A 23,134-nucleotide genomic window follows, 5' to 3' on the forward strand; every position below is an offset into this window, starting at 1 on the left:
CAGGATGAACTGAGATTCCGTTGTCATCAGCGGCCGAGTCGAGGGGAACGTCTGTGAGAGGTTCATGGGAACCAGATGGTCCTGAAAACTCAATGGTGAGCCGGGAATGGTGCAGCAGGGGGAGGTTCGCAGGGGCATCGGCACTGGAACTGGCACGGGAACTGCCACCGGAGCCGGCACGGCAGCTGAAACCTTGATCGCCCTGCTTCCGGGCCTGAACCGATGGAAGGTCTATCGGCCCGAGTGGTTGCGGGGCGATCTGCTGGCCGGCCTCACCGTGGCGGCCTACCTGATCCCCCAGTGCATGGCCTACGCGGAGCTGGCAGGTGTGGCGCCGGTGGCAGGGCTGTGGGCGATCCTGCCGCCGATGCTGCTCTATGCCCTGATCGGCTCCTCGCCCCAGCTCTCGGTGGGCCCGGAGTCGACCACGGCGGTGATGACGGCGGCGGCGATCGGCCCGATGGCCGCTGGAGATGCGGGCCTCTACGCCAGCCTCGCCAGCCTGCTGGCCCTGGTGGTGGGCCTGATCTGTTTTCTGGGGGCCTGGGGCCGACTGGGGTTCCTCGCCGACCTGCTGTCCAAGCCCATCCTGGTGGGCTACATGGCCGGGGTGGCGGTGATCATGATTGCCGGCCAGATCGGCAAGATCAGCGGCCTGTCGATGGAGGCCGACGGGCTGTTGAGTCAGGTGCTGGAACTGGTGCGTCGTCACGATGAGATCCACGGGCCCACCGTGCTGCTGGCCATCGGGGTGCTGGTGTTCCTGCTGCTGATCCAGCGCCGCTATCCCCAGGCCCCCGGTCCGCTGCTGGCGGTGCTGCTGGCGGTGGCCGCCGTCTCCCTGCTGGATCTCGATCAGCGGGGCGTCGCCGTGATCGGAGCGATCCCCGCCGGGTTGCCGAGTTTCGCTCTGCCGGCCGCCGTGTCCCCGCTGCAGCTGAAGTACCTGGGGGCGACCGCCGTGGGCATCGCGCTGGTGGGCTACTCCGACAACGTGCTCACCGCCAGGGCTTTTGCGGCCCGGGGCGGCTACCGCATCGACGCCAACCAGGAGCTGCTGGCCCTGGGGGCGGTGAACGTGGGCAACGGACTGATGCAGGGGTTCCCGGTCAGCAGCAGCGGCAGCCGCACCGCCATCGGTGATTCCCTCGGCAGCCGCTCCCAGTTGTTCTCGCTGGTGGCCTTCGCGGTGGTGCTGGTGGTGCTGCTGTTCCTGCGGCCGGTGCTGGCGTTGTTCCCCAAGGCGGCCCTCGGCGCGATCGTGATCTATGCCGCCCTGCGCTTGATCGACATCCCGGAGTTCCAGCGGATGCGGCGCTTCAAGCTGAGCGAGTTCCGCCTGGCACTGGTCACCTGCGCCGGGGTGTTGCTCACGGACATCCTGGTGGGTGTGGCCCTGGCGGTGGCGCTGTCGGTGGTGGATCTCTTCGCCCGCCTCGTGCGGCCCCATGACGCGGTCCTGGGCAACGTGCCCAACCTGGCGGGGCTCCACGACGTGGGTGATTGGGAAGGCGCCACCACCATCCCAGGGCTGCTGCTCTACCGCTACGACGCACCCCTCTGCTTCGCCAATGCCGAGGATTTCCACCGCCGCGTCCTTGGGGCCATCGCCGCCGAGCAGCATCCGGTGCGCTGGATCGTGCTGAATGCCGAGGCGATCGTGGAGATCGACATCACCGCCGTGGACATGCTGCTTGAACTCCAGGTCGAACTGACCGGCATGGGGATCGTCATGGCCATGGCCCGGGTCAAGCAGGGGCTCTATCAGCAGCTCTCAAGGGCTGGGGTGGCGGAGCGGATCGGAACGGATCGCTTCTACGCCACCCAATCAACGGCGATCGTCGCCTTTCAGGCCATGGGCACCGTCGCCACAGGCGGTACGCCGTGAGCCTCTCGGATCGCTTCATTCGGGGCCCCGTCCTGACCACGGTGTGCTCCCTGGTGATCCTGCTCCTGGGTGCGATCTCCATTCCCCTGTTGCCGCTGGAGAAACTGCCCCAGCTCGCCCCCACCCAGATCAATGTTTCAGCGGTGAACATCGGTGCCGACGCCCGCACCACCGTGGACACCGTGACGAATCCACTGGAGGAGGAGATCAACGGGGTCGAGAACATGAAATTCATGTACTCCAACACCTCCTCCGATGGGATCGCCAACATCACGGTCGCCTTTCCGGTGGCGGTTGATCGGAACATTGCCCAGGTGAATGTCCAGAACCGGGTCAGTCAGGCCACACCGGGCCTCCCCGATGCGGTCAAGCAGACCGGTGTGACGGTGGAGGCGGCCTCCCCGAGCCTGTTGTTGGCCTTCGGCTTCTATGCCGACACCGATGCCCAGGGCAAGCCCCTCTACGACCCGCTCTTCATGAGCAACTTCATCGACCAGAACCTGATCAATGAGGTGCGCCGGATCCCTGGTATCGGCAACACCGTGATCATCGGCGAGCGAACATTCGCCCTGCGCATCTGGCTGGATCCCCAGAAACTCGCTGCCTACGGCCTCACGCCCCTCGATGTGGAGCGGGCCCTCAAGGAACAGAACATCCAGTCAGGTGCGGGCCGCATCGGCCAGGAGCCGATGGTTCCGGGTCAGCAGGTCGCCATTCCCCTCAAGGCGGAGAGCCGTTTCCGCAACGTCGCCGACGCCGAAAACCTGGTTCTCAAGGTCGGTGAATCCGGCCAGACCACCAAAATCAGTGATGTCGGCCGTGTCGAACTCGGCGCTGAGAACTACGACCTGATCGCCAGCCTCGGGGGGCGGCCCTCGGCGGGCCTGGCCCTCTATCAGCTGCCCGGCGCCAACGCCCTCGACACCGGCAACCGGGCGAAGGCGCTGGTGGAGAAGCTGGCGGCTGAATTCCCGCCTGGTCTGCACTACGAGATCCCCTACGACTCCACCCTGTTCGTGACCACGTCGCTGAAGGATGTGACCTCGAACCTCCTCCAGGCGATCGTGATGGCGGTGCTCACGATCCTGCTTTTCCTGCAGGACTGGCGCTCCACGATCGTGCCGGCCCTGGCGATGCCGGTGGCGATGATCGGTGCCATGTCCGTGGTGCTGGGGTTCCACTTCAGCCTCAATCAGCTCACGATGTTCGGCATCATCCTGGCGATCGGCACCGTCACCGACGACGCTGTGGTGATCGTGCAGGCCGTCAAGGACAAGCTCGGCCAGGGGATGCGGCCGATGCAGGCGGCCCTTGATTCGATGAACGAGCTGGCCACGCCCACCATCACGGCGGCCCTTGTGCAGCTGGCGGTGTTCATTCCTGTGTCGTTCTTCCCCGGCACCACCGGCATCGTCTACCGCCAGTTCGCCATCACCCTGGCGGCCGCGATCGTGTTCTCCACCTTCAATGCTCTCACGTTCTCCCCCACGATTGCGGCCTTGTTCCTCAAGCCGGAGGGGGCCCCACCGGGGGCCATAGACCGGGCGATCAACGTTCTGCTCGGCTGGATTTTCCGCCCCTTCAACAGGGGCTTCGCCGCGCTGTTCGCCTGGTACGGGCGAACGATCGAGTGGCTGGTGAGCTATCGCTACGCGGTGATGGCGGTGTTCGTGGCCGGGCTGCTGGCCACGGTGATGATGCTGAAGATCGTCCCCACCGGCTTCATCCCTGAGGAAGACCAGGGCCTGATGATCCTGCTGGGTGAGGCCCCTCCGAGCGCCTCGCTGGGGTACACCCAGAAGCAGGTGGAGCAGGTGAATGGAATTCTTGCGGACTTCAAGCCTGAGGTTGAGAGCTATCTGGGAGCGGCGGGATTCGGCCTGGAGGGCAACAGCTACAACAAATACCTGTTTTTCATCCGTCTCAGCGCCTGGGATCAAAGGCCCAACGCCGATCAATCGGTGTTCAGCATCCTGGCTCGGCTGAACCAGCGGTTGCGCAAGGAGGTGAACGGGTCGTTGGCGTTTGCCACCAATGTGCCCCCGGTCGATGGCGTCGGAGCGACCGGGGGCCTGGAGTTCCAGCTGCAGAACCGCGGTGGCTTGCCCACCGCAGCCCTGCTCAAGAACCTCAACACCATGATCGAGGCAGCTCAGAAGCGCCCCGAACTGGATCGGGTCACCACCACCTTCACCCCTGGCGTGGAGCAGTTGTCGATCCAGGTCGATCGCAACATGGCCAAAACCCTCGACATCGACATCAGCGAGGTCTTCGGCACCCTGCAGGCCTACATGGGTGGCCGCTATGTGAATGATTTCATCTTTGACAAGGACCAATACCGGGTCTATGTGCAAGCAGATAGTCCGTTCCGCACCGACCCCAGCGTTCTCTCGTCCTTCTTTGTTCGCTCCCGCAAGGGTGATCTGGTCCAGTTCAAGGATCTGGTGACCACGGAGCGTTTCTTCGCCCCCCCCACGATCACCCGCTACAACGTCTACGAGTCGATCAAGATTCAGGCCACACCCGCGCCTGGCTACAGCTCCGGCCAGGGGATCGCTGCCATGGAAGCGGTGGCCGCCGAGGTGCTCGACCCGGGCTTCGGGTACGAGTGGACCGGTCTTTCCCTTGAGGAACGCTCAGCGGGAGGCGCCACTGGCGCTATTTTCGCGCTGGCGACCGTGCTGGTGTTTCTTGTGATGGCGGCCCAGTACGGCAGTTACATCGATCCGCTGATCATCCTGCTCACCGTCCCCCTGGCCGCACTCGGAGCCATGTCGGCGATCTGGTTCCGTGCCAACGCCCTGCAGGCGGGTAGCTTCTGGCCGGTGATCAGCAACGACATCTTCACCCAGGTGGGGTTGCTGATGTTGATCGGAATGGCCAGCAAGAATGCCATCTTGATCGTCGAGCAGGCCAACGAATACCTGCGCCTTGGCATGTCCATCAGCCAGGCAGGGATCTCCGCCGCCAAGGCCCGTTTCCAACCGATCGTGATGACCGCCGCCTCAGGTCTGGTGGGCTACATCCCGCTGATGACCGCCTCCGGCGCCGGTGCGATCAGCCGCTGGTCGATCGGCACCGTGAGCTTCGGCGGCTATCTGGTGGCCACCGTGCTCAGCCTGGGGGTGGCACCGGTGTTGTTCATCGTGATCAAGGGGCTGGAGCGCACCTATCTGCTCAAAACCGCTGAGCCGTGAACCTGCGCCTCGTCGCCTTCGCCGCGCTGATCACCGCCCTTCTGGGCGCCTTGTTCGGCTCCACCCTTTCGTATCTCGGGCAACCGGATCAGGGCCGTCTTCTCTATCAGAGTGCCTTCTACCGCAACCTCTATGACCTGATGCCCATGATCGGCGCCGCCCTTGGTGCCGTCTTCGGCGCCGGTTTCGCCGTGATCGCTCAGAGCGCACGCCGTCGCGATGCGCCTAGAAACCGGCGGTGATCAGCCGCGCCAGGATCAGGTTGGTGATCTTCATGCCGTAGGGCGTGCTCCAGCAGCGCCGGGGCAGGGCCCCGGTGGCGGCGGTTTCGGAAACGTCCTGATCCTGCGGTTCGATGGGCTGCCCGTTTCGGCTCCAGCCGATGCGCTCACAGAACGCCCGGTGGAGCTCCACATCCTGGGCGATCAGGGTGTCGATCGTTCCGCCCAACTCGCGGTAAATCCTTAGCTGAACCCCGAAGCCGAAGCGGTCGCCGCTGTGGCTTCGCCAGATCTGATCGAGGATGCGCAGGGGGGTAACCGGAAAGGTCTCGATGTCCTCCGGGGTGACGTCATCCAGGCTCGAGTTGATGCAGTCGAAGAGGATCCGCTCGGTCTGCTCGTCGGCCTCCTGGATTCGGCCGGCTGCCAACAGATCCCGCAGGGGGGTGTAACGGGCCACATCGCTCACCAGTGAGAGGTTCTCCTCGTGCTGGTGCACTTGTGACGTCAGGCTCTCGAGTCGCCCGGTGAGGGCGGCCAGGGCGGCCTCCAGCGCGGCCAGCCGCCGCTCGATGGGGTCGGTCATCGTTGGAGGGGGCTGGATTTGGCCATGGGTGGAAGGGACTTGTGATGCCTGATCGAGCACCCCCCATCCTGCGCGCTCAGGGCGGCGATGCGTTGGGCGGTTGATCCAGGGATTGGTTGATCCAGGAATCGGCTGTCAGGGTGACCATCCGACCAGATCGACGCGTTTCCCTGAGAAGCCTCTGGATGGATGGACGGAGTTGGTGAGGGGCTGGAGTTGGCCGCCCGGCCTCACTCGGCTGCCGCCCCCAGAAACAGGCCGCTGACGCGGCCCGCGCGCACGGTCACGATCAGCCCGCCGTAGATCGAGCCGACCACCAGGCTGCCGGCCTGGCTTTCCTGGGCATTGAGGTCAGCCCCGTAGACCCGCCGCACCTGGGCTTCGGGGCTGCCGATGCCGATCCCGCCCGCGCTGCGCCAGGGGCTGGGGGCGCCCAGGCGGATCGAGCCCACCACGGGCGGCGGCCCGGGCCGCTCACTCACCAGATCGAGCTCGAGGCCGCAGGCCGGTGCCCGCCAGCGCTGGTGCAGGGCTCCATCGGCGGCCCAGAGCGTGGCCGGGCCCCGCTGGATCGGGCAGGCCACCGCCCGGCGCACCTCGGCGGCCGTGCTGCCGATCCGCAGCGGGCCGAGACGTTCGCGGCTGAGCACGGGGAAAGGCTCGGTGGCGGCGGTGGGGAGCGGCGTCGCAACGGCCAGCGCCCACGGGAGGGTGGCGCCTGTGCCGGCAGACAGCAGGGCGATCACAGCTGCGGTGGTGCGGCAACGGGAAGCAGGGCTCATGGCGTAGGGGTGGTGGGGAAATCCAGCACCGAGAAGAACAGGGGGAACTGATTGGCGCGCGGCGCTGGGGTGGGCAACAGCGTTTGGTTCCAGGCCCCTTTGAAGCCATAGAAGGCGTCGGCCTGCGCTTCTGGGATCTGGCCCGCGAGCTTGAACTGGTCGATCACGTAGGGCAGGCCATCGGAGCCCAGGCTGGGCCCGCGCATCAGGTGGAAATGCAGGTGGGGCGCCGAGGAATGGCCGCTGTTGCCCAGCAGGCCCAGGGGCTGGCCGCGCCTGACCCGCTCGCCGGCGCGCACCCGCACCGATCCGGGCTGCAGGTGGGCGTAGACGGCGTAGGCCTCGGGGCCCACCTGCAGGATCACGTGGTTGCCGAGCACCGTGGCCAAGGACACCGTGCTGGGGGCCGGCAGGTTGGGGGGCACCTGCTCCGGCAGGTCGTTGCGGACATCGACGACGGTGCCATCGGCCACGGCGATCACCTCGGCGCCGAAGGAGGGGTAGCTGCCCACCTTGCTGAGGTCGCCGTTGGCGAGGCGCCCCTGGCCATCGAGGCGCATCCAGTCGATGGCGAAGCGCTGGGCGAAGGCGAGCCGGCCATCGATCGGCAATCCCGTGCTGCGGTGGCCCCCATCGGGGCGGCAGCAGCCGTTGATCGCCACCCAGCCCTTACCGCCCAGGGGTGGTCCGAGCACGAACAGTTGGGGTTCGATGGCGATCGGCGCCACGTCGTAGCTGACGGCCCCCGCCTTCCCCGGAGCCGGGCCGGTGGAGCCACTGACCTTGAGCCGGTGCAGGAGCCGGGCGGGCAAGGGACCGCCGGGTGGAAGGCTGAGATTGATCAGCACCAGGCGGGCCTGATCGAAGGGGATCACCGGATCGGTGGCGGCGCCGTTGCCCAGTGTGCGCAGGCGGGCGAGCAGCTCAGGCCCCGTGAAGGTGGCCAGCACGCGCTCGGGGCGCGTGCCATGGCGCACCTCGAGGGACTCCAGGCGGGCGGGGCTGCGGGTGGCATTGAGCAGCTCGAGTTCGTAGACCAGATGCCGTTGCCCATCCACCCCTGGCACCGCCGGGGCCAGGGGCGTGAGGGTGCGCCCCACCAATGGGGTCCACAGGATCGAAGCCTGGGTTGCTTGAGCCTCCGTGCCTCGGCTGGTGGGTCTGATGATGGTCGGAAGCGGGATCGCCGTCGGGGGGGCCATCGGCTGAGCCCTGATCGGGGCAGGTCCGAGCGCGAGCACCCCCCCGAGGGCCGCGAGGGTCAGGGGCCGCGCCGACGGACGTGCCATGGCGACAGGAGCAGGCAGGCACCAACCTAGGGAAGGCCGCTGAACGGCAGGTTCAGGCAGGCCTGGATCGTCGCCCCTAGATGGCTGTGGCCTCGGACCGCTCCTGGGCCGCCAGGCGCCGCCCGCAGCGCCTCAGGCCCTCGCGGCAGTCGCCCTCCATCAGCAGCCCCGAGCCGCCCCAGATCAGCCGTGGCCCCAGGTCCAGCACCCCTGCCCCGAGCTCCCGCAGGGGCGCAAAACCGAGCCCCCGGAAGTAGCGCACCAGGCGCCGGTGCTGGCGAGCGTCGTCGCGGATCGCCAGCAGGCGGGCCTGGCGGCAGGGGCTGGCCTCCAGGGCCCAGGCGAAGGTGGCGGCCCAGATCAGCGGTCCCACCCCGGCGGTGTCGTGGCCCTGCACCCGCATCGTGTCCAGGTGCAGCCCCCGGGCGGTGGGCAGGGCCCAGCCCTTCAGCTCTCCCAGCAACAGGGGTGCCTGAGCGGGCCGGGGCCTGGCCACCACGACACGCAGGCCCCGCAGGGCGATGGGTCCACTGAGGCGCAGCCGCAGCAGCAATCCCCGCTCAGCGGCCCTGGCCTCGATCGATTCCAGGGTGAGCGGAGCTCCAACGACAGTGGCCTCGATCATGGGTAGGACTCCACGGCCACCACCGCGTCGATCGGCAGAGGGCCGTGGATGTGGGGAAACAGCTCGACGCCGCCTGGGGCCGCCTCCAGGGCCAGGGGCACCGCCAGGCGAGCCGGGTTGATCACCAGTTGCAGCAGCTCGGGGACATCGGCATAGAAGCGGGCGTGGGTGGCCGCCAGCTGGTGCTCGAAGCTGGCGTGGATGAACCCCACCTGCTCCAGCGACAGGCCGCGGGTGGAGCGTTCGTAGACGCCGGCGCGCTCGGCGGCTCGCCACTCCTCGGCCAGGGCCAGGTGATGGATCAAGCGCCCCTTGGGGAACAGCCGCGGCGACTCACCTGGAGCCCAGGGCGGCTCCCGCTCCATCACCACCGCCAGCTCGGGGCTGGCCAGGAAGCGTCCCAGCCAGGTGTGAAGGGGGGCCAGATCGGGGAGGCGATCGAACCAGCCGGCATCGGCCTGGCGGAACTGGCGCACGAAGGGCAGCAGGGCGATGTCCGCCAGGGAGGGGCGCCCCCCCAGAAGCCAGCCCCCCAGCTCCAGCCGGGCATTCCAATCGCGCAGGATGTCCAGGGCGGCCTGGCGGTGGGCCAGGGGATCGGCGCCAGCGAAGCGATGGGCGTACTTGTAGCGATCCAGATGGACCTTGAACGGACCATCGTTGACATCGATCAGGGCGGTGATCTGCGCTCGTTGGTTTGCGGCGGCCGTGCCGTCGCCGGCGCGGCGCCAGTCGCCGGGATCGTGCTGGCCCAGGGCCCAGGCCATCACCGCCAGGCTCTCCTCGATCACCTCGCCAGTGGGGAGCACCAGCACCGGCACGGTGCCCTTGGGGGAGGCCGCGAGCAGCTCGGCGGGCTTGGCCTTCAGCTCCAGCTCCCGCAACTCCACCAGCAAGCCAGCCGCTTCGATCGCCAGCCGGGCGCGGATGGCGTAGGGGCAGCGCCGGAAGCTGTAGAGGATCGGCAAGCAAGGGGGCATCGGAGCAGGCCGGTGAGGCGCCCGGTCGTTGGCCATGGGCAGGGAGGACTCTCTCGAGGCTTCAAGGATGGGCTGCGCTGCCGCCTGGCCGCGCTCAGAAGAAGGCAAAGCTGAGGGCCACCAGGGCCGAGAGGAAGAGGCAACCCAATCCCAGCATCGCGAAGGTGATGAAGCCATCGAGGTTGTTTTCGAAGCAGCTGCCGAGGCTGATCAGCAGCAAGACGGAGCCACCGATGGCGAGCCCTGCCACCAGGTAGCCCCGTTGCCGCTCGAATCGCCTGGGGCGCGCCACCTGGCCGAAGGGCGTGAGGGAACGCCGCTGCCGAGCCGTGGGTGTCACACCGCTGCCGAGCCCTTCCTGGCGACTCCATTCCGCCTGCAGGTCATCGAGCAGGTAGCGGCCGATCACCGCACCATCGCGGTCGATGAGGATGTAGGTGAGATCCGTGGCGCGACAGAGGGCCTCGTCGGCCGCCTCGGCCGAGGGAATCCTGCCTTGCCTCAAGGCCAGGGAAACGGCAGCCGCAAAACAATCCTGGCGCCAGCTCGCTTCCGTCATGGCGTGGCGGTTGGGTCTGCCAAAACCAGGTCGGGTTCGCTCCAGGTTGTCGTTGTGGCGGCTTGGTTCAAAGCTGCAATCACTCCCTCCCCCGCACTGCCTTCACGATAAAAGAGGTTGTAGGTGTCGAAGGGAATCAGGCGGCCATCGGGGTGGACGATGTGGATGCAGGAGCGCTTCACCGAGCGCACATCGAAGTTGTAGGCATCCATGAACTGCACGATCATCACCCGGAACACGTTGGTGTAGGTGAGGCCCTCGGGCACCTGCATCAGCGGCAGGCAGCAGAGCAGTTGCTTCAGGGACGTGGCCGCCGAGGCCGGCGAATGGCTGGTGGAGTAGAGATCGAGGATCCTCTGCTTCAGCTCCGGTTGCTGTTCGTAGATGATCGCGTTGGGCACCATCTCCACATACGACGAGGCATCGAAGAGGCCCGTCAGCGGCACCACCTGGTCGCCGAGTTTGAGCGCATAGGCCATCGCCAGGGCGTCGGGGTGGCAGGGCACGGGCAGCAGATCCTGGGGCTTGAAGTGGGGGCTCTGCTCGAGAATCGCCCGGCGCACTTCGCTGAGGGTGTAGCGGTCGCGTTCCGGCTCAAAGCCCTCCAGTCGCCCGGCCGCCTGGATCGGCTGGAAGGTCACCCCGCGCACGCAGGGTTGGGCCAGGGCGTAGTCGATGATGCGACCGATCTCGTGGTCGTTGAGGCCTTTTTTGAGGGTCACCACCAAGGTGGTGGAAAGGCCCAGGGCATTGAGCCGCTCGATCGCCTGCTGGCGCACGCTGCGCAGGTCCGCGCCACGCAGCTCCCGCAGGGCAGCCTCCTCGAAACTGTCGAACTGCAGGTAGATCTCCAGGCCCGGGGCGTAGCCCGCCAGGGTCTCGGCAAAGGTGGGATCGTGGGCGATCCGGATCCCATTGGTGTTCACCATCAGGTGCTTGATCGGCCGCGCCTTGGCCAGATCCAGCACGTTGAAAAATTCCGGGTGGATCGTTGGTTCACCGCCGCTGAGTTGAACCACCTGGGGTTCCCCTTCGTTGGCCACGACCGCATCGAGCATGCGCTCGATCGTGGCCAGGTCGCGGTGGCGACGAATCTGCTGGTGGCTGTCGGTTTGATCGCTACCGGAATCGGCGTAGCAGATGGGGCAATTGAGGTTGCAGCGGTCGGTCAGCTCGATCAGGGTCAGGCAGCTGTGCTGTTCGTGATCAGGGCAGAGGCCGCAGTCGTAGGGGCAGCCGTGGCGGATCGGTGTGTTGAAGCGCAGGGGCATGTCGCCCGGTTTGATGAACGCCTGGGTCTGGCGGTAGTAGTCGATGTCATCGGCGATCAGCACCTGCTCGCGGCCGTGCACGGGACAGTGCTTGAGCAGATGCACGCCCCCGTCTTGAAAGATGATCTTGGCTTCCACTTTTCCCAGGCAGCGGGAGCAGAGGCTGTTGGTCAGGCCATGGAACAGGTAGGGGCGGGTCGGCATGGGCCCAGGGAGAACAACACCAGCGATGACCTCAGCTTGACGGGCCTGAGAGGCGTTTCAATCTGGGGCGGCAATAGAACACCAGAGCCAGCAGGCAGGCGATCTGGATGGCGCTCAGCCCCAGCAGGGGATGGAACGCAGGCTTCAAAAAGTCAACCAGGAAGCGAAAGCTGAGGTATGTCGCCAGGAAGATCTGAAACAGCAACCCGTTGCGCTGGGGCCGGCGGCTCAGCACCTGGATGGCCAACGCCAGCAGGCCGAGGAACAACACCTCATAGAGCTGGGTGGGATGGCGCGGAATGCCGTCGCCGAAATCCACGCCCCAGGGCAGGCCGGTGGCGATGCCGTAGGTGCGATCGCTCAGCCCCGTGAGGAAGCAACCGAGGCGCCCGATCGCCATGCCGGCGATCAGTGGCAGCACGAACACATCCCCCGTGGCCTGCCTAATCCCAAGCAGCTTCTTGGTCAGCTCCACCCCCAGCACGCCCCCCAGCAGCGCCCCCACCACGGTTTTCCCCTCCAGTGCCTCGACCAGATCCTGAACGCCGCCGGCGGCGATCAGATCGACATGCTGGATCAGCGCCAGGCCCTTGGCCCCCAGCAGCGCCCCCACCAGGCCGCCGGCCATCACCGAGAGCCGCTGGGAGCGATCGAGCACGTCGACCCGGCGACTGCGCAGGATCAACTGGAACGCCACGCTGTAGCCCAGGGCTTCGAACAGCAGGTGGGGGTGGATCCTCCAGGGCCCCAGGCCGATGTAAACGGGGAAGTCCACGGCTCTCAGGTTGGCTGGCCCGCGGGCTGAGGCTCAGCTGCTGCCATAGGGGCGGCCGTCCTTGTGGCTGAACCGCCAGGCCCCCTCCACCAGCTCCGCGCTCAGATCGTCGTCGGGGTAGCTGGCGCCGTCGCCGGGGCTGCGATCGCCGATCTCCAGCAGCACCACATCCATCGCCGTGCGGTTGACCAGATGGTGGGCGTTGCCATTGCCGGCGGCAAAGCCCGCCGCCAGCCCTGGTGCCAGTTCCCGCTCGCCGTCGTTGGTGATCAAGGTGGGATGGCCCTCCAGCACGTAGACCAATTCGTCCTGTTGGCTGTGGGCATGGCGCAGGGCGGTGCGGGCCCCCGGCGCCAGTCGGGTCTGGTTGACGCCGAAATTCCGCAGCCCAAAGCTCTCCCCCAGCACCCGTTTCTCCCGGCCCTTCATCAGGGCAGCGAATGGGGCGGGGTAGTGGCTGCCCCGGGGGCGTGGCGGCGCCGCGGCGGCCCAGAGGGCCTTGGGCCCCAGGTCGGGCTCCAGCCAGCTACGGCGCGCCTCGATCGATTTCAGGCGCCCGGGGCTGTAGGCGGCCAGGGGCCAGTCGCGCTCCGCCAGGGGGGAAGCCAGCAAGGCGGCCAGGGAATCGGCCAGGGGCCAGCCGGGGTGGCGGGCGATGTGGCCACCCACCCCGCGCAGGAAGTGGACCGTGAGCGTTTCGTGGTAGCCGGAGTGATCGCTGTTGGCGGTGCCCGTGGCTTCGTTGTAGGCGCGGATGCGGGTGCGCAGATGGGTGAGGGCGGCACTGAAGGGGCGCTGCTCCAGGGTCTTGAGGGCCACCACCAGGTGGGCTTCGTGGGTCCAGCGAGCCTTGGGCAGGGTGCCGACTTCGAAGGCGCCCACCAGCGCTTCGATATCCGCCGCCGTGGTGGGCCGCTCCAGGGCGCTCATGGGGTGGGGGTCTCCCGGCGGATGGCGCGAAAGCGCAGGCGCACGTAGTCGGCCCGCCAGAGGCCATCGGCCCCCAACAACTGAGGCCGCAGGGCTTCGACCACTTCTGCCACGAACGTCGGCCGCTCCTTGGGCGGCAGCGGTGCCAGGAAGCCGTGGGCAAAGGTGGTGATCCAGTCGCCGACATCGCCGGGCAGGGGCGTGGGACGGGGAATCAGTGCGATTGATTCCACGTTGAAGCCGCCTGCCACCAGCAGGGAGGCGTAGTGCTCCGGGGTGGGGAAGAAGGTGTCGTGGGGGGCCGCCAGCCCCCGGACGTCCAGGGCCCGCTCCAGGGTGCCGTGGATCGCGGCCACGTTGCCCTGTCCCCCCAGCTCGGCCACGAACCGCCCCCCCGGCACCAGGGCCCGGTGCACCCCGGCGATCACCCGCTCGCTCTGCAGCATCCAGTGCAGGGCGGCGTTGGAGAACACCGCCTCGAAGGCGGCCTCAAACGCCAGCGCCTGGCCATCGAGCACCTGGGCCTCCAGCCCCCGGGCGCGGGCGCCTGCCACCATCGCGGCGCAGGCATCGACGCCGATCACCCGGGCCCCCAGGGCCACCAGCTGCTCGGTGAGCGCCCCATCGCCACAGCCCAGATCCAGCACGCGCTCGCCGGGCCTGGGATCGAGCAGGGTCAGCACCGGGGCCCCCAGATCGGAGACGAAGCGGCCCCTGGCCGCGTAGCTCTCGGGGTGCCATTGCTGCTCGGAAGGATCGCTCATGGCGATCAGCTCGCGGGGCTGACCCCAAGGCTCACCCGCACGGGCACGGCGGGGCCCTTGGGCTGGAAACTGCGCTGGGGCTCGACGCTCTCCAGGGTCAGGGCCTGGCCCTGGAGCACCAGCCTGCTTGTCATTGCTGAGGTTTGAAGCGGAGGCTGGCTGAGCACCACCTGCCGGATCGCCTGGCCCGGTGCCTCGCGCACGCCCAGCGTTGCCGCCACGTAGCCCGCCCAGACGCACTGCACACCCTTGGGGCAGCGGTGATCCTCCACAGACTCCAGCCTGACGGTGGCGGTCGTGCCGGGCACGACCACGGTTTGGCCCAGGCCCAGCAGCAGCAGGATCAGGGCCGTCGAACTCATGGTTCCACCGGGGCGCTGCGCTGCCGCTGCCTCTGAAGAAGCATCTGCCGCTGGCGCTCGGCAAACCGCTGGCGATCGCTGTCGCTGAAGCGGCTGAGGCAATGGCGGCAGCTCACCCCCACCACGTAGCTCTCCAGGGCGCGATCCTCCGGGCCCAGGGGCAGCCCGCAGGCATGGCATTGGCTGTGGGTGCCGGGCTGGAGACGGTGGTTGAGGGCCACGCGCCGATCGAACACGTAGCACTCGCCGTGCCAGCGGCTGCGGGCTTCGGGGGTGTCCTGCAGGTACCGCAGGATGCCGCCCTGCAGCTGGTGCACCCCCTCAAAACCCTGCTGGCGCAGGTAGGTGGTGGCCTTCTCGCAGCGGATGCCGCCGGTGCAGAACAGCGCCAGGCGCTCGGGCTGGCGCTCGGCCACCAGGGGGCGTAGCTCCTGCTCCACCCAGGCGGGAAAGTCGCGGAAGCTTTCGGTGCCGGGATCGATCGCCCCGTCGAAACTGCCGATCGCCACCTCATAGGCGTTGCGGGTGTCGATCACCAAGGTGGTGGGATCGTCGATCAGTGCATTCCAGGCTTCCGACGGCACGTTGGTGCCCGCGTCCTGGGTCGGGTCGAGCCCCTCGATGCCGAGGGTCACGATCTCGCGCTTCAGGCGCACCTTGAGCCGCTGGAAGCTGGCCACGGCGCTCCAGCTGGTCTTCAGCTCCAGCTCCGCCAGCCCGGTGCCCGCTTGGAGTGCGCTCAGCAGGGCCTCCACCGCCTCCGGCTCACCGCTGATCGTGCCGTTCACCCCCTCTGGGGCCAGCAGCACCGTGCCGAGCACGCCTGTGGCGCGGCCCAGCTGCTGCAGCTGCTCGCGCAGGGCCGGCAGAACTCCAGCGTTCAGGGCGCCGAAGCGGTAGAAGGCCGCCACCTGCTGGGCCGCTGGCGCTGCGCTCAACACGGGAGCGGCCTCAGCCAGGGGCCACCTCCAGGGTCTTCACCCCAGCAGCGGCCAGCAGTTCCCGGTCGGCTTCCACGGCGGGGTTGCTGGTAGTGAGCAGGGTGTCGCCGTAGAAGATCGAATCGGCCCCCGCCAGCAGGCACAGCAGCTGGGCCTCCCGGTTCATCTGCTCGCGCCCGGCGCTGAGCCGCACGCGGCTGAAGGGCATCAGGATCCGGGCGGTGGCGACCATGCGCACCAGATCGAGGGGATCAAAGGAGGTCTGATCCTCAAGGGGGGTGCCCTCCACAGCCACCAGGCCGTTGATCGGCACGCTCTCGGGGTGGGGATCAAGATTGGAGAGCACCTGCAGCAGGCCGGCGCGGTCCCGCACCGATTCCCCCAGGCCGATGATGCCGCCGCAGCAGAGGTCGATGCCGGCGGCGCGCACGCGGCCCAGGGTTTCCAGCCGCTCCTGGTAGCTGCGCGTGCTGATGATCTGTCCGTAGTGCTCGGGGCTGGTGTCGAGGTTGTGGTTGTAGGCGGTGAGACCGGCTTCGGCCAACCGCGCCGCCTGGGTGTCGGTGAGCATGCCGGCGGTGACGCAGGCCTCAAGCCCCAGCTCCCTCACCCCCCGCACCATCGCCAGCATCGCCTCGAAGGGGGCGCCATCGCGGATGTCGCGCCAGGCCCAGCCCATGCAGAAGCGGTGGGCGCCAGCCTGCCTGGCCGCCCGGGCCCGTTCCAGCACAGGTTCCACCGCCAATGTGGGCCGTGCGGCCACGTCGGCGCTGTGGTGCATCGACTGGGGGCAGTAGGCGCAGTCTTCTTCGCAGCCGCCGGTCTTGACACTCAGCAGGGAGGCCAGTTGCACGTGGTAGCCGGGGTTGGCGGCCCGGTGCACCTGCTGGGCTTCGAACAGCAGATCCATCAAGGGCCGCTCCAGCAAGGTCTGGATCTCTGCGACACTCCAGTCGTGGCGCAGGCTGAGCGGCTTGGCAGGGGCGGTGACGGTCAAGGGCGGGGCTCTAACGGCTGGGGTCGACACCGCCGAAACGGCGTCTGCGGCCCTGGTAGTCCAGCAGGGCGGCCAGCAGGGCGGCTTCGTCGAAATCGGGCCAGAGCACATCGGTGATGTGGAGCTCGGCGTAGGCGAGTTGCCAGAGCAGGAAGTTGCTGATGCGGAACTCACCGCTGGTGCGAATGAGCAAATCGGGGTCGGACTCACCGGCGGTGTGCAGCCCGGCGGCAAAGGCCTCTTCATCAATGGCGGCCGGATCGAGTTCGCCCCGGGCCACCTGCTCCGCCAGCCGTCGGGCGGCCTGCACCAGCTCGCGGCGGCCGCCGTAGTTGGTGCAGACGTTGAAATGAATGCCGTCGTTGGTGGCGGTGCGGGCGGTGGCTTCGGCGATCAACTCCTGCAGACCCGGCGGCAGCTGGTGCAGGTCGCCCAGAAAACGGATCCGCACCCGTTCGCGGTCGAGGCCGTCGATCTCCCGTGCCAGCACGCGCTCGAACAGGGTCATCAGGAAACTCACCTCCTCCCCTGGACGGTTCCAGTTCTCGGTGGAGAAGGCGTAGGCAGTGAGGGCGCCGATGCCCCAGTCGCTGCAGAGCCTCAGGGTGCGCTTGAGCGACTGCACCCCCTCGCGGTGTCCCAGCACCCGCGGCAGTCCGCGTTGGCGGGCCCAGCGACCGTTCCCATCCATGATCACGGCCACGTGGGCGGGCAAGCGGATCGGGTCCAGGGCGCTGGGCAAGTCCAGGTCCATCGACTGGTCGGTGGGCGCTCCGGTGGTCGAGAACGGTTCGGTGGTCGCCAGGGAGCGACTCATGCGCGGGGCTCTGGCTTGTCTTTGGCCACGCTACGACCCCCAGGAAGGGCCGCCACTGCGGTCCCGGGGGGGGGCAGTGTCAGGAGCGGTTTGGCTTCCTGCTTGGCGGGGGCCTTGGTCGCCACCTTCGCGCTCGCCTTGGCGGAGGTGGCTGCGGCCAGGGCAGCGCTGAGCAGCTCCTGCAGGCGGCCGCTGGTGATCGGCCGCTCCAGGCGCCCCTGGCTGGCCAGCGAGATGGTGCCCGTTTCCTCCGAAACCACCACGCACAGGCAGCGGTCGAAGCGTTCGGTGAGGCCCAGGGCGGCAAGGTGCCGAGTGCCGTAGCGGTTCTCGCCCTGGCGGGAGAGGGGCAGGATCACGCCGGCCGATTCGATGCGGTTGCCCTTGAGCAGGACCGCTCCGTCGTGCAGCGGGGTGTCGGTGGAGAACAGGTTGAGCAGCAGGTCCACCGACAGCTGGGCATCAAGGCTGATGCCTGGGTTGAGGAAATCCTCCGGACGCAGGTCGCTGCCGAGGTCAAGCACGATCAGGCCCCCCCGACGGGCCTTCGAGAGCCGCCCGGCGGCCTCCGCCAGCAAGCTCGCCGTGCCGGCACCCATGGATTCGGCCCTGTTGCTGCCGAACAGCACCCCCAGCCGGCCGGTGCCCAGCAATTCCATCAGTCGCCGCAGTTCCCCTTGCCAAAGGATCGCCAGGGCGAGGCTGCAGGCCAGCACCACCGCATCGACCAGTTTGCTGGTGAGAGGCAAGAAGGCGTAACGCTGGACGAACCAGGCCAGGGCCACCAGAAACAGATAACCGCGCAGCAGCCAGAGGGTGCGCGCTTCGTTGACGCGTGAAAGGAGCAGCACCCCGAGGGCGGAGGCGAACAAAAGATCGAGCAGCAGCAGGCGCGCGTCCCAGAGGTGCTGCCAGATCACGGTGTCGGCCCCCTCCTGCGTGGGCTCAGGTTACCGACGAGAACCGTTCGGGCAGCAGGTCGTAGCGCAGCAGTTCGTCCGGCTGCTCCCGCCGCTGCACCAGCTCTGACTGCCCCCCCCCCACGATCACGGCCGCGGGCCGGGGGATGCGGTTGTAGTTGGAGGCCATCGAGGCGTTGTAGGCACCGGTGGCGAACACCGCCAGCACGTCGCCGGGGGCCGCCGGGGGCAGGGACAGGTCCTTGAGAAGCACGTCACCGGATTCGCAGTGCTTGCCCGCCAGCGTCACGGTTTCGCTGGCTTCGACCAGGGGGCGGTCCGCCAGCACGGCCGTGTAGGCCGATTGGTAGGTGATCGGCCGCGGGTTGTCGCTCATGCCCCCATCCACCGACAGATAGGTGCGCAGGCCGGCGATGTCCTTGCGGCTGCCCACGGCATAGAGCGTGACCCCGGCAGTGGCCACCAGGGAGCGACCGGGCTCGCAGAGCAGTCGAGGCAACTCCAGCTGCCGCTCCCGGCACGCCGAGGCCACCGCTTCGGCCACCGTGCGCACCCACTCCTGTATCGACGGGGGGTCGTCGGAGACCACGTAGCGGATGCCCAGGCCGCCGCCCACGTTGAGATCGGTGCAGGGGTGGCCGAGGGAGCGGGCCAGGGCGAGGGCATCGGCCATCACCCCGGCCAGGTCCTGGTGAGGCTGGAGTTCGAAGATCTGGGAGCCGATGTGGGCGTGCAGGCCACGCAGCAGCCCCCAGCTGCAGCCGCTCAGGTGCCGCAGCACCGTCTCCAGCTGGTCGGGATCGAAGCCGAACTTGCTGTCCAGGTGGCCGGTGCGGATGTACTCGTGCGTGTGGCACTCGATCCCTGGGGTGAAGCGCAGCAGCAGGGGCACGGGAGCCTCGGGGCTGGCACCGGCGGCGGGGGCCAGTTCACTGAGCAGCTCGATGTCGCGCCAGTTGTCGAGCACCACGGTGACGCCGCGCTCCAGGGCGAGAGCCAACTCATCCGCGGATTTGTTGTTGCCATGGAAGACGATGCGCTCGGCCGGCATGCCACCGTTCAGCGCCGTGAGCAGCTCGCCGGCTGACACAGCATCAAGCCCCAGGCCCTCGGAGGCCACCAGGGCGCTGATCGCCAGGCTGCTGTTGGCCTTGGAGGCGTAGAGGGCCAGTGAAGGCCCGGGGTAGTGGGCTTCGAGGGCGCCTCTGTAGGCCTGGCAGGTGGCCCGCAGGCTGGCCTCATCGAGCACATACAAAGGCGTTCCGTAGCGCTGGGCCAACGCCGAGAGGGCGACGCCCCCCACCTCCAGGCGCCCCTGGGCGTCGAGGTCGGTGGTGATCGGGGTGAGGTTGCGGTTAGGGCTGAGCAGGTCACGACTGGGCTCAAAGGCCCGTCCGACGAGGGAGCCGGTCGCTGGGCCAGTGGACACGGCCACGGTTTCGGTGCCCATGGCTTGAGCGGCTACAGCTTGTTCACTGGGAACAGCGCTTTGACTGGGTACAGCCGTGGTCATGGGATGTGGGTTCAGCAGCGGGACGTCAATTCGAAGCAATGTAAGGAAGACCGTTGGGCGCGATGGTGATCAATGAACGTCCCTGGGCCCGCTTGGGGCAGGACCAGCACGATTCGAAGGCACAGCAGCCGGAGGGAGGCCCGTGTCGGAGGCTCAATTGAACCCCCTTGACTCGACCGGCGGCGTTCCGGCCCAGGTGCCCCCACCGGAGACCTCACCCGACACCATCACCGGAGATCTGGGCGAGGCCCAGCTGGCGGGCTGCCTGGCCCTGGATCAGGCCGCCCTCGGGGGCTTCTGGAGCGCGGGCCAGTGGGCCACGGAACTGGTCGATCCGCGCCGACCCGGTCTGGGGCTCTGGCGGCAGGGGGCATTGGTGGCGATGGCCTGCGGCTGGCTGATCGTCGATGAGCTGCACCTTTCCCTGGTGGTGGTGGACCCCCGTCAGCGGCGCCAGGGGCTGGGCCGCCGGGTGGTGGAGGCGCTGCTGGAGCGGGCCGAGGGCCTGGGGGCGAAGCGCGCCACCCTCGAGGTGGCCGCCGACAACGTCGCCGCCCTAGGGCTTTATGGGGCCCTTGGATTCCAAACCGCAGGCCGACGTTGCGGTTACTACCGCGATGGTCGGGACGCTCTGATCCAATGGCGCAACCTCGGCCGTGGTGGGGGCTGAAACCGACGGTTGAGCGGGTACGGATTGCCGACCATTGTTGTTGCAATCACCCCCACATTTTCGGGGAATTGGTTGTTTCTTCTTTTGCAGCGGCCCCAGATGCCGCAAGGGGTCTGAGCATTCCTGCTTGTAAGTGCGCAGCCCTCACCCAATCCTGATAGGTTGGGGTGACCTGCAATTGGCACCGCACATGTTCGAGCGGTTTACCGAGAAGGCCATCAAGGTGATCATGCTGGCCCAGGAGGAGGCCCGCCGCCTTGGCCACAACTTCGTTGGAACGGAACAGATCCTGTTGGGGCTGATCGGCGAAGGCACCGGTGTGGCCGCCAAGGTGCTCAAGTCGATGGGGGTGAACCTCAAGGACGCCCGGGTTGAGGTTGAGAAGATCATCGGCCGTGGCTCCGGCTTCGTGGCTGTGGAGATTCCCTTCACACCCCGGGCCAAGCGGGTCCTGGAGCTTTCCCTGGAGGAGGCGCGCCAGTTGGGGCACAACTACATCGGCACTGAGCATCTGCTGCTGGGCCTGATCCGCGAGGGCGAAGGTGTTGCCGCGCGGGTGCTCGAAAATCTCGGCGTCGACCTGGCCAAGGTGCGCACCCAGGTGATCCGCATGCTCGGCGAGACCGCCGAAGTGAGCTCAGGCGGTGGCGGCGGCAAAGGGTCCACCAAGACCCCCACCCTGGATGAGTTCGGCAGCAACCTCACCCAGCTGGCGGCTGACGCCAAGCTCGACCCGGTGGTGGGCCGTCACAACGAGATTGACCGGGTGATCCAGATCCTGGGCCGCCGCACCAAGAACAACCCTGTGCTGATCGGCGAACCGGGCGTCGGCAAGACCGCCATCGCCGAGGGGCTGGCCCAGCGCATCCACCTGGGCGAGGTTCCCGACATCCTCGAGGACAAACGCGTCCTCACCCTCGACATCGGGCTGCTGGTGGCTGGCACCAAGTACCGGGGCGAGTTCGAGGAGCGCCTGAAGAAAATCATGGAGGAGATCCGCAGCGCCGGAAACGTCATTCTCGTGATTGATGAGGTCCACACCCTGATCGGCGCGGGGGCCGCCGAGGGGGCGATCGATGCGGCCAACATCCTCAAGCCGGCCCTGGCCCGCGGTGAACTGCAATGCATCGGTGCCACCACACTTGATGAGTACCGCAAGCACATCGAGCGCGATGCGGCCCTGGAGCGGCGTTTCCAGCCGGTGATGGTGGGCGAGCCTTCCGTGGCTGACACCATCGAGATTCTGCTCGGCCTGCGCGAGCGCTACGAGCAGCACCACCGCCTCAAGATCAGCGATGAGGCTGTCGTGGCCGCCGCCACCCTGGGCGATCGTTACATCAGCGACCGCTTCCTCCCCGACAAGGCGATCGATTTGATCGACGAGGCCGGCAGCCGCGTGCGCCTGCTCAATTCCAAGTTGCCGCCTGCCGCCAAGGAGCTCGACAAGCAACTGCGTGACGTGCAGAAGCAGAAGGAGACCTCCGTACGCGAGCAGGACTACAGCAAGGCCGGCGAACTGCGCGACAAAGAAGTGGAGCTGCGCGAGCAGATCCGCTCGATCCTCCAGGCCCGCCGGGACGAGGAGCCCAGTGCCGCCAATGCCGAAGCGGAGGCCGTTGCTGCCGCCACCGCTGTCCTGGCTGGGGATGCGGGCAGCGCCTTCAGCGGCACCACCACCGATGGCGATGGGGACCGCACTCCCGTGGTCACCGAAGAGGACATCGCCCACATCGTCGCCTCCTGGACGGGCGTGCCCGTCCAGAAGCTCACCGAGAGCGAGTCGGTGAAGCTGCTCAACATGGAGGAGACCCTGCACCAGCGGCTGATCGGCCAGGACGAAGCCGTCAAGGCCGTGTCCAAAGCGATCCGGCGGGCTCGGGTGGGGTTGAAAAACCCCAACCGGCCGATCGCAAGCTTCATCTTCTCCGGTCCCACGGGTGTCGGCAAGACAGAGCTCACCAAGGCCTTGGCCGCTTACTTCTTCGGCAGCGAAGAGTCAATGATCAGGCTCGACATGTCGGAGTTCATGGAGCGCCACACGGTCAGCAAGCTCATCGGATCACCTCCGGGCTATGTGGGGTTCAACGAGGGCGGACAACTCACCGAAGCAGTGCGGCGTCGGCCCTACACCGTGGTGCTGTTCGACGAAATCGAAAAGGCCCACCCGGATGTGTTCAACCTGCTGCTGCAGCTTCTGGAAGACGGCCGGCTGACCGATTCCAAGGGACGCACGGTGGACTTCAAGAACACCCTGATCATCATGACCTCGAACATCGGCTCGAAGGTGATTGAAAAGGGCGGCGGTGGTCTGGGCTTTGAGTTCTCTGGCGCAGGAGCTGAGGAGACAAACTACAACCGCATCCGCTCGCTGGTGAACGAGGAGCTGAAGCAGTACTTCCGCCCCGAGTTCCTCAACCGGCTTGATGAGATCATCGTCTTCCGCCAGCTCAGCCGCGACGAGGTGAAGCTGATCGCCGAGATCATGCTGCGGGAGGTGTTTGCGCGCATGCAGGAGAAGGGCATCACCCTCTCGGTCACCGAGGCGTTCAAGGAGCGCCTGGTGGAGGAGGGCTACAACCCCAGCTACGGGGCCCGTCCCCTGCGGCGCGCCGTGATGCGCCTGCTCGAAGACAGCTTGGCCGAGGAGTTCCTCTCCGGCCGCCTCAAGGACGGCGACTCTGCCCTTGTGGATGTTAACGAGGACAAGCAGGTCTACATCCGCCACCAGACCGTGCTTCCACCTCTACCCGAGCTGGCAGGAGCGAGTGCTTAAAGGGGCGTAGAGCGCTCTTGATTCAGGACTCAGGGTCCTCAGGGGCCCCCTCTTTTTTTGAGTGTTGGCG

General features: G+C 67.4%; 21 protein-coding genes. 5 read left to right on the top strand and 16 right to left on the bottom strand.

Annotation, left to right across the window (positions count from 1 at the left end; genetic code table 11):
• Positions 1-106 precede the first annotated feature (106 nt).
• From KBY88_RS04260 to KBY88_RS04270, 3 genes are read left to right on the top strand one after another with little or no spacing between them, the layout of a single operon-like run.
• Positions 107-1,888 carry a SulP family inorganic anion transporter gene (locus KBY88_RS04260; RefSeq protein ID WP_254938667.1) on the top strand — a complete coding sequence of 594 codons (1,782 nt, stop codon included), beginning with the start codon at positions 107-109 and terminating at the stop codon, positions 1,886-1,888.
• Complete coding sequence (locus KBY88_RS04265) at positions 1,885-5,085, top strand: efflux RND transporter permease subunit (protein WP_254938668.1); 3,201 nt, start codon at positions 1,885-1,887, stop codon at positions 5,083-5,085. The genes KBY88_RS04260 and KBY88_RS04265 overlap by 4 nt, the downstream gene beginning before the upstream one ends.
• Positions 5,082-5,327, top strand: coding sequence for a hypothetical protein (locus KBY88_RS04270; RefSeq protein ID WP_254938669.1), 246 nt, complete (start codon positions 5,082-5,084; stop codon positions 5,325-5,327). The genes KBY88_RS04265 and KBY88_RS04270 overlap by 4 nt, the downstream gene beginning before the upstream one ends.
• Here KBY88_RS04270 and KBY88_RS04275 read toward each other — a convergent pair.
• From KBY88_RS04275 to lysA, 16 genes are all read right to left on the bottom strand, one after another.
• The gene (locus KBY88_RS04275; protein WP_254938670.1) at positions 5,311-5,892 is read right to left on the bottom strand and encodes a GUN4 domain-containing protein; all 582 of its coding nucleotides are present in this window, start codon (positions 5,890-5,892) and stop codon (positions 5,311-5,313) included. The genes KBY88_RS04270 and KBY88_RS04275 overlap by 17 nt on opposite strands.
• 230 nt (positions 5,893-6,122) lie before the next feature.
• Positions 6,123-6,674 carry a hypothetical protein gene (locus KBY88_RS04280; protein WP_254938671.1) on the bottom strand — a complete coding sequence of 184 codons (552 nt, stop codon included), beginning with the start codon at positions 6,672-6,674 and terminating at the stop codon, positions 6,123-6,125.
• A complete protein-coding gene (locus KBY88_RS04285; protein ID WP_254938672.1) occupies positions 6,671-7,963 on the bottom strand; it encodes a M23 family metallopeptidase in 1,293 nt (430 codons plus the stop codon). Before KBY88_RS04285 ends, KBY88_RS04280 begins: the two co-directional genes overlap by 4 nt.
• Before the next feature lie 76 nt (positions 7,964-8,039).
• Complete coding sequence (locus tag KBY88_RS04290) at positions 8,040-8,588, bottom strand: hypothetical protein (RefSeq protein WP_254938673.1); 549 nt, start codon at positions 8,586-8,588, stop codon at positions 8,040-8,042.
• Positions 8,585-9,568, bottom strand: coding sequence for a DUF952 domain-containing protein (locus tag KBY88_RS04295; protein ID WP_254938674.1), 984 nt, complete (start codon positions 9,566-9,568; stop codon positions 8,585-8,587). The genes KBY88_RS04290 and KBY88_RS04295 overlap by 4 nt, the downstream gene beginning before the upstream one ends.
• A gap of 94 nt (positions 9,569-9,662) precedes the next feature.
• Positions 9,663-10,127 (bottom strand): hypothetical protein, encoded by a 465-nt coding sequence (locus tag KBY88_RS04300; protein ID WP_254938675.1) that lies wholly within the window; start codon positions 10,125-10,127, stop codon positions 9,663-9,665.
• Entirely contained in the window at positions 10,124-11,602 is a 1,479-nt protein-coding gene (locus KBY88_RS04305; RefSeq protein WP_254938676.1) for a radical SAM protein, read from the bottom strand. The genes KBY88_RS04300 and KBY88_RS04305 overlap by 4 nt, the downstream gene beginning before the upstream one ends.
• Positions 11,603-11,633: 31 nt before the next feature.
• Positions 11,634-12,377 (bottom strand): prolipoprotein diacylglyceryl transferase, encoded by a 744-nt coding sequence (locus KBY88_RS04310; RefSeq protein WP_254938677.1) that lies wholly within the window; start codon positions 12,375-12,377, stop codon positions 11,634-11,636.
• A gap of 33 nt (positions 12,378-12,410) precedes the next feature.
• Positions 12,411-13,307: a cupin domain-containing protein gene (locus tag KBY88_RS16145; RefSeq protein WP_315858099.1), complete on the bottom strand. Its 897-nt coding sequence runs from the start codon at positions 13,305-13,307 to the stop codon at positions 12,411-12,413.
• A complete protein-coding gene (locus tag KBY88_RS04320; RefSeq protein WP_254938678.1) occupies positions 13,304-14,071 on the bottom strand; it encodes a class I SAM-dependent methyltransferase in 768 nt (255 codons plus the stop codon). Before KBY88_RS04320 ends, KBY88_RS16145 begins: the two co-directional genes overlap by 4 nt.
• Positions 14,072-14,076: 5 nt before the next feature.
• Positions 14,077-14,433 carry a hypothetical protein gene (locus KBY88_RS04325; protein ID WP_254938679.1) on the bottom strand — a complete coding sequence of 119 codons (357 nt, stop codon included), beginning with the start codon at positions 14,431-14,433 and terminating at the stop codon, positions 14,077-14,079.
• A complete protein-coding gene (gene trhO / locus KBY88_RS04330) occupies positions 14,430-15,374 on the bottom strand; it encodes an oxygen-dependent tRNA uridine(34) hydroxylase TrhO (RefSeq protein WP_396102515.1) in 945 nt (314 codons plus the stop codon). The genes KBY88_RS04325 and trhO overlap by 4 nt, the downstream gene beginning before the upstream one ends.
• A gap of 10 nt (positions 15,375-15,384) precedes the next feature.
• The gene (bioB, locus tag KBY88_RS04335) at positions 15,385-16,371 is read right to left on the bottom strand and encodes a biotin synthase BioB (RefSeq protein ID WP_254938681.1); all 987 of its coding nucleotides are present in this window, start codon (positions 16,369-16,371) and stop codon (positions 15,385-15,387) included.
• Between the two features lie 10 nt (positions 16,372-16,381).
• Positions 16,382-17,188 (bottom strand): undecaprenyl pyrophosphate synthase, encoded by an 807-nt coding sequence (uppS, locus tag KBY88_RS04340; RefSeq protein ID WP_396102517.1) that lies wholly within the window; start codon positions 17,186-17,188, stop codon positions 16,382-16,384.
• Positions 17,185-18,108, bottom strand: a complete 924-nt coding sequence (locus tag KBY88_RS04345; protein ID WP_254938682.1) for a diadenylate cyclase — start codon at positions 18,106-18,108, stop codon at positions 17,185-17,187. Before KBY88_RS04345 ends, uppS begins: the two co-directional genes overlap by 4 nt.
• Before the next feature lie 25 nt (positions 18,109-18,133).
• Positions 18,134-19,558 carry a diaminopimelate decarboxylase gene (gene lysA, locus KBY88_RS04350; protein WP_254938683.1) on the bottom strand — a complete coding sequence of 475 codons (1,425 nt, stop codon included), beginning with the start codon at positions 19,556-19,558 and terminating at the stop codon, positions 18,134-18,136.
• 220 nt (positions 19,559-19,778) lie between these two features.
• Here lysA and KBY88_RS04355 point away from each other — a divergent pair, with 220 nt between their 5' ends.
• Both KBY88_RS04355 and KBY88_RS04360 read left to right on the top strand, forming a co-directional pair.
• Positions 19,779-20,291 (top strand): GNAT family N-acetyltransferase, encoded by a 513-nt coding sequence (locus KBY88_RS04355; protein WP_396102520.1) that lies wholly within the window; start codon positions 19,779-19,781, stop codon positions 20,289-20,291.
• A 190-nt stretch (positions 20,292-20,481) separates the two neighbouring features.
• Positions 20,482-23,064 carry an ATP-dependent Clp protease ATP-binding subunit gene (locus KBY88_RS04360; RefSeq protein WP_254938684.1) on the top strand — a complete coding sequence of 861 codons (2,583 nt, stop codon included), beginning with the start codon at positions 20,482-20,484 and terminating at the stop codon, positions 23,062-23,064.
• The last annotated feature ends 70 nt before the right edge of the window (positions 23,065-23,134 follow it).

This window comes from Cyanobium sp. Morenito 9A2, assembly GCF_024345575.1.
Classification (GTDB): Bacteria; Cyanobacteriota; Cyanobacteriia; order PCC-6307; family Cyanobiaceae; genus ATX-6F1.

Excerpts from the sequence above, each read along its gene's own strand:
- KBY88_RS04260 (WP_254938667.1), top strand. The coding sequence starts at position 107 with ATGGTGCAGCAGGGGGAGGTTCGCAGGGGCATCGGCACTGGAACTGGC.
- KBY88_RS04275 (WP_254938670.1), bottom strand. The coding sequence starts at position 5,892 with ATGACCGACCCCATCGAGCGGCGGCTGGCCGCGCTGGAGGCCGCCCTG.
- KBY88_RS04280 (WP_254938671.1), bottom strand. The coding sequence starts at position 6,674 with ATGAGCCCTGCTTCCCGTTGCCGCACCACCGCAGCTGTGATCGCCCTG.
- KBY88_RS04285 (WP_254938672.1), bottom strand. The coding sequence starts at position 7,963 with ATGGCACGTCCGTCGGCGCGGCCCCTGACCCTCGCGGCCCTCGGGGGG.
- KBY88_RS04290 (WP_254938673.1), bottom strand. The coding sequence starts at position 8,588 with ATGATCGAGGCCACTGTCGTTGGAGCTCCGCTCACCCTGGAATCGATC.
- KBY88_RS04295 (WP_254938674.1), bottom strand. The coding sequence starts at position 9,568 with ATGCCCCCTTGCTTGCCGATCCTCTACAGCTTCCGGCGCTGCCCCTAC.
- KBY88_RS04300 (WP_254938675.1), bottom strand. The coding sequence starts at position 10,127 with ATGACGGAAGCGAGCTGGCGCCAGGATTGTTTTGCGGCTGCCGTTTCC.
- KBY88_RS04305 (WP_254938676.1), bottom strand. The coding sequence starts at position 11,602 with ATGCCGACCCGCCCCTACCTGTTCCATGGCCTGACCAACAGCCTCTGC.
- KBY88_RS16145 (WP_315858099.1), bottom strand. The coding sequence starts at position 13,307 with ATGAGCGCCCTGGAGCGGCCCACCACGGCGGCGGATATCGAAGCGCTG.
- KBY88_RS04320 (WP_254938678.1), bottom strand. The coding sequence starts at position 14,071 with ATGAGCGATCCTTCCGAGCAGCAATGGCACCCCGAGAGCTACGCGGCC.
- KBY88_RS04325 (WP_254938679.1), bottom strand. The coding sequence starts at position 14,433 with ATGAGTTCGACGGCCCTGATCCTGCTGCTGCTGGGCCTGGGCCAAACC.
- uppS (WP_396102517.1), bottom strand. The coding sequence starts at position 17,188 with ATGAGTCGCTCCCTGGCGACCACCGAACCGTTCTCGACCACCGGAGCG.
- lysA (WP_254938683.1), bottom strand. The coding sequence starts at position 19,558 with ATGGGCACCGAAACCGTGGCCGTGTCCACTGGCCCAGCGACCGGCTCC.
- KBY88_RS04360 (WP_254938684.1), top strand. The coding sequence starts at position 20,482 with ATGTTCGAGCGGTTTACCGAGAAGGCCATCAAGGTGATCATGCTGGCC.